The sequence below is a fragment of the Hyalangium sp. genome (assembly GCF_035629615.1).
In the GTDB taxonomy this organism is placed as follows: Bacteria; Myxococcota; Myxococcia; order Myxococcales; family Myxococcaceae; genus Hyalangium.
In genome coordinates this window covers 1-4,275 of sequence record NZ_DASPHO010000905.1, presented here as the reverse complement: position 1 = coordinate 4,275, position 4,275 = coordinate 1, and the positions used below count along the sequence as shown (strand labels likewise).

The 4,275-nt window shown below is 67.5% G+C and carries 3 protein-coding genes; 2 read left to right on the top strand and 1 reads right to left on the bottom strand.

What is annotated here, in order from left to right; translation table 11 throughout:
- Positions 1–155 precede the first annotated feature (155 nt).
- Together VD972_RS45175 and VD972_RS45170 are read left to right on the top strand one after the other, a co-directional pair.
- Positions 156–881 (top strand): hypothetical protein, encoded by a 726-nt coding sequence (locus VD972_RS45175; protein ID WP_324996320.1) that lies wholly within the window; start codon positions 156–158, stop codon positions 879–881.
- 11 nt (positions 882–892) lie between these two features.
- Complete coding sequence (locus VD972_RS45170) at positions 893–1,660, top strand: 2OG-Fe(II) oxygenase (protein WP_324996318.1); 768 nt, start codon at positions 893–895, stop codon at positions 1,658–1,660.
- Positions 1,661–1,705: 45 nt separating this feature from the next.
- Here VD972_RS45170 and VD972_RS45165 read toward each other — a convergent pair whose 3' ends face one another.
- On the bottom strand, positions 1,706–3,991 hold the full coding sequence (locus tag VD972_RS45165) for an ATP-dependent RecD-like DNA helicase (protein ID WP_324996316.1): 2,286 nt from the start codon (positions 3,989–3,991) through the stop codon (positions 1,706–1,708).
- Positions 3,992–4,275 lie beyond the last annotated feature (284 nt).

The following is a 4,275-nucleotide window of genomic DNA, read 5'->3' as shown; positions in this document are numbered from 1 at the left end:
CGTTTTAGGAAGATCGTTTCCAGATCCTTCAGCTCCCTCCCCGCAGCGGCTATCCTCGGCCGCCTCATGTCATCGAGGGAGACTCAATGAGAAGCGCATTTCTGAAGGGCCTGGTTGCTCCAATCCTGCTGGTGGCTTGCGGTGGAGGGACAGCGGTGGAATCGGATGTCTCGAATCGGGAGTTCGCGGTGGAATCCCATACATCGATCTCGGAAACGGCCCTGGCACAGGCATGGACCGAAATCTCTCCGGGTGTCTGGGAACGCTCGAAGCCGGAAGGCGGCTACGAGCGCATGGGCTATGGTGCCGAGGGCTTCGAGTTCGCGTTGCAGAACGCGCGGATGGAGCGCACCTTTTTGGAGACGATGCGCGTGGAGCAGTACGGCTCGAGGGCCGCTGAGAAGCGCCTGGCAGCCAACGAGAAGCTGATTCGCTATCTGGAGGACAGCGTCTCGCAGGCGCGCGCGTCAGGCGTCCACGAGCCCCTGCCTGTCAGCGCGCCCGAGTGGTCGACGCTGGGAAGCTCCGGTACGCCCTCCGGCGTGTTCTGCGCGGGGAGCTACGACTTCACCATCACGTTTGACTACGGCATGGTGGATGGGAGCGTCACGACATTGGCGAGGTGGTCCGAGTTCGGTCCTTTCTCGGAGTTCACCCGGAACATCCAGACGTATGCCTATGCCTGGACCGAGGACCATGGCGCCTACCAGGTAGACTCGGACGGCTCCGGACCCATCGGGGGGACGTGCTGCTACAACCAGGAGTCCTTCGCGGCTGTGGGCGTGACCTTCTCGCCGATGCTCTATGGCAGTGCCTACATCATGGGCAATGGCGCGAGCGGTTGCATGGGCATGCGCTTCTACGAGTCCTCGAACTACTGAGGAGCGGCTTGGTGAGCGTCGCAACCCTCGAAGAAGGCTCGTTGCTAGGGCCGAGCTTCTTCCTCTCCCGTACGGCTCTCCGCTCGCTCGCGCTGGCCCATCGAGACACCTACGGCGCCGCACGGCCCTATCCTCACGTCGTCATCGATGGCCTCCTGGGAGAGCCCCTCGCGTCCGGCCTGGCAGGAGTCTTCCCGGGCAGCTCCGAGGCCAGTTGGAAGCGACGCGATCACCCGGAACAGGCGGCGCGCCTGGGTCAGCTTCAGCGCAAGGCGTTCGAAGGTGTGCACGGAGCGCTCCGACATCTCCTCTCGGAGTTCTCCAGCATGTCGTTCCTCGACTTCCTGGAGACACTCACCGGGGTTCAGGGGCTCATCGCGGATCCGCATTTCCGGGGCGCCGGGCTGCACCTCACGCTTCGTGGGGGCCATCTGGCGCTTCACGCGGACTTCAACCGCGATCGCTTCCGTGCGCTCACGCGGCGGCTCACCGTCCTCTACTACCTGAACCCCGACTGGGAACCCGCCTGGGGCGGCGACCTCGAGTTGTGGAATGCCGACCTCTCCAGGTGCGAGACACGAATCGCTCCCCTCCTCGATCGGCTGGTCGTGATGGCTCATGGCGATGAGCACTGGCATGGCCACCCAGCCCCGCTGGAGTGTCCCGAGGGACGGGGTCGAGCCGCGGTCGCGGCCTACTTCTATACGGCAGAAGCGTCCTCGGACACGGCGGATGCCCACGGCGCCATCTGGGCGGTCAGCAAAGACGAGCGTGAGTAGGGGGTGCGCGCCATGCTGGGGCACTGATGAGACAGCCATTCTGCTTCAGTCCCGCAGCCGCGCGGCGAGCCGCGTGAAGCGCTTCTGAAGCTCCCCGTTGCGCACCGCAATCCCCAGCGCCTTCTTGCTTCCCACCAGCACCACCAGCTTCTTGCCCCGCGTCACGGCGGTGTAGAGCAGGTTGCGCTGCAGCAGCGTGTAGTGCTGCGTGTGCAGGGGCAGCACCACACACGGGTACTCGCTGCCCTGCGACTTGTGCACGCTCGTGGCGTAGGCGAGCACCAGCTCGTCGAGGTCCGCCCAGGCGTAGGCCACCGGCCGCCCGTCGTAGCGCACCACCAGGGACTGCTCCTCCTTGTCGAGGGACTCCACCCGCCCGATGTCCCCGTTGAAGACGCCGAGCTCGTAGTTGTTGCGCACCTGCATCACCTTGTCGCCCACCCGGAACGTCCGTTGGCCCCGCGCCAGCTCCTCCCCGGAAGGGTTCAGGTGCTCCTGCAGCACGGCGTTGAGGTTCGCCGTGCCGATGAGGCCCCGGTTCATCGGCACGAGCACCTGCACCTCGTCCACCGGGTGCAGCCCGAAGCGGCGCGGGATGCGCTCCTTCACCAGCGTCTTGAGGGCCGCGAGGATGGCCTCGGGCTCCTCCTTCTCCACGAAGTAGAAGTCGGCCAGCGCGTCCCCGGAGGGCACCTGGGGCAGCTCCCCCTGGTTGATGCGGTGGGCATTGGTGATGATGAGGCTCGCCTGCGCCTGGCGGAAGATGTGCTTCAGCCGCACCACCGGCACGTGCCCGGAGCCGATGATGTCCTGGAGCACACTGCCGGGCCCCACGCTCGGCAATTGGTCCACGTCCCCCACGAGCAGGAGCTGGCAGTGAGGCGGCAGCGCCTTGAGCACGTTGAGCATCAGCACGGTGTCCACCATGGACACCTCGTCGAGCACCAGCATGTCGGCCTCGAGCGGGTTGTGCCGGTCGCGCTGGAAGCTGTGGGTGCGGGGGTTGTACTCGAGCAGCCGGTGGAGGGTCTCCGCCTCGCGGCCCGTCGCCTCCCCCATGCGCTTGGCTGCCCGCCCGGTGGGCGCCGAGAGCAGGATCCTCCGGTCCTTCTTCTCCAGGATGGAGAGGATGGCGTTGACCAGCGTGGTCTTCCCGGTGCCCGGGCCGCCGGTGATGACCAGCACCTTGGACGCCATCGCCTGTCGCACCGCCTCTTTCTGCTCGGGGGCGAGCGAGAGGCCCTGGCGGCCCTCGAACCAGGCGATGGCCCGCTCCACGTCCAGCTCCAGGGGCCGCGCGGGCCAGGCGGCGAGCGCCTTGAGGAGGTTGGCGACCGCGACCTCCGAGACGTGCAGGGCTTTGAGGTACACCGCCTCGCAGATGTCCTCAGGGCGGGGGTGGGCGAGGGCGCTGGCGCCCTCCACGGCGATGTACTCGGCGGCGGCGAGCCGGGTGATGGCTGCCTCCACGAGCCCGGGCGTCACCTGCAGCATCTCCACCGTGCGCGCGGAGAGCTTGTCGCGCGGCGCGTAGAGGTGGCCGTCCTCGGAGAACTCGCGGAGCACGTGCAACACCCCCGCCTCAGCGCGCTTCGGCGAGTGGGCGGGCACGCCGAGCGATTGAGCGATGCGGTCGGCAGTGCGAAAGCCGATGCCGTGCACGTCGATGGACAGCCGGTACGGGTTGTTCTGCACCACGTCAATCGAGTGGGCGCCGTACTGCTTGTAGACCTTCACCGCGAAGCTGGCCGGCACCTCATGGGACTGCAGGAAGACCATCACCTGGCGGATGTCGCGCTGCTCGGCCCAGGTCTCGCGCAGGAGCTTGCGGCGCTTCTCCCCGAAGCCCTTCACCTCCGCCAGCCGCTCGGGCTTCGAGTCGATGACGTCCAGCGTCTCCAGGCCAAAGTGCTGTACCAGGCGCCTGGCCATCGCCGGGCCCACGCCCTTCACCAGCCCGCTGCCGAGATACTTCTCGATGCCCACCAGCGTCGCCGGCTTCAGCGTGGCGAAGGAGACGACCCGGAACTGCTCCCCGTACTTCCGGTCCTGCACCCACCAGCCGGTGAGGCGAAGGGACTCCCCCGGCTGGACGCCCAGGAGGTTGCCCACCGCGGTGATGGGCTCCTTGCGGCCGTGGACTGCCACCCGTACCACGCTCCAGGCGGCCTCCTCGTGGGTGTAGGTGATGCGCTCGAGACTTCCCTCCACGGTGGTGGTGGGGCGCTCAGGGGCGCTGGCCTCACGGACCCTGGGGGCCCCATCCCGCGCGGAGGGTAGGGCGCTACCCGCGTCGGCGGCGGAGACCGGGGAGGGACGGGAGGCAGACATGGCGCCGGAAATTATCAGGCCGCTGGCGCCCGAGGCAGCGGCCTGGAGTGGGCTCAGAGCGGCGGGCTGCTCAGCATGGAGGCGGCGGGAATCGAACCCGCAACAAGGCGAAGGCAAAACCCTAAGCAGGTCGCGCTGTTACCGTATCCGCTGCACGAACCCCGTCTGGCATGAGGCTGGAGAGCCGCGCAGAGTGGGGCGATGGACGTGAGGCCCTCACAGCCAGAGCTATCGGGACGATCCGTTCGCCGCAGCCTCCTGTTCCGGCACCGGGAGGAGAGGCG

Coding starts and splice junctions, on each gene's coding strand:
- VD972_RS45165 (WP_324996316.1), bottom strand. CDS start 3,991: ATGTCTGCCTCCCGTCCCTCCCCGGTCTCCGCCGCCGACGCGGGTAGC.